Raw genomic sequence first — 916 nt, 5'->3', positions numbered from 1 at the left:
GAGAGGGTCGCCGCGAGCACGGCCCGGACCTCGAAGGCGGGCCGGCCGCCGTGCTGGAGGTAGGCGTGCAGGATGTCGGGGGTGTTGGCGAAGAAGTTCGGCCGCATGTAGGAGGCGGCCTCACCCGACAGCTCCGTGAGGTACTCGGTCAGCTCCTGCTTGGTGTTGCGCCACGTGAAGTACGTGTACGACTGCTGGAAACCGATCTGCGCCAGGGTGTGCATCATCGCCGGCCGCGTGAACGCCTCGGCCAGGAAGATCACATCCGGGTCGGTGCGGTTCACCTCCCCGATCACCCGCTCCCAGAACACCACCGGCTTGGTGTGCGGATTGTCCACCCGGAAGATCCGCACCCCGGCGTCCATCCAGTGCCGCAGCACCCGCACCGTCTCGGCGACCAGACCGTCCATGTCGGCGTCGAAGGCGATCGGGTAGATGTCCTGGTACTTCTTCGGCGGGTTCTCCGCATAGGCGATGGTGCCGTCGGGGCGGTGGTGGAACCACTCCGGGTGCTTGTGCACCCAGGGATGGTCCGGCGAGCACTGCAACGCGAAGTCCAGCGCCACCTCCATGCCCAGCTCCCGCGCCCGCCGCACGAAGGCGACGAAGTCCTCCAGCGTGCCCAGATCGGGGTGCACCGCGTCGTGACCGCCCTCGGGCGAGCCGATCGCCCAGGGCACACCGACGTCGTCGGGGCCGGGGGAGAGGGTGTTGTTCTTCCCCTTGCGGAACGTGGTGCCGATGGGGTGGATCGGCGGCAGGTAGACCACGTCGAAGCCCATCGCCGCGATCGCCGGGAGCCTGCGCGCCGCGGTGGCGAACGTGCCGTGCGGCTGCTCGCGCGTGCCCTCCGAACGCGGGAAGAACTCGTACCACGAGCCGTACAGCGCCCGCTCCCGCTCCACCAGCAGCGGCA

General features: G+C 69.1%; 1 pseudogene. It reads right to left on the bottom strand.

The window, feature by feature from the left end:
* A pseudogene (locus OO68_RS41580) lies at nucleotides 1-916 on the bottom strand (alpha-1,4-glucan--maltose-1-phosphate maltosyltransferase); the annotation flags it as partial.

Origin of the sequence: Streptomyces iakyrus (assembly GCF_000717055.1) — a bacterium.
Lineage (GTDB): Bacteria > Actinomycetota > Actinomycetes > Streptomycetales > Streptomycetaceae > Streptomyces > Streptomyces iakyrus.
The sequence above is the reverse complement of the archived record's forward strand: the minus strand, read 5'-3'. Positions and strand labels throughout refer to the sequence as shown.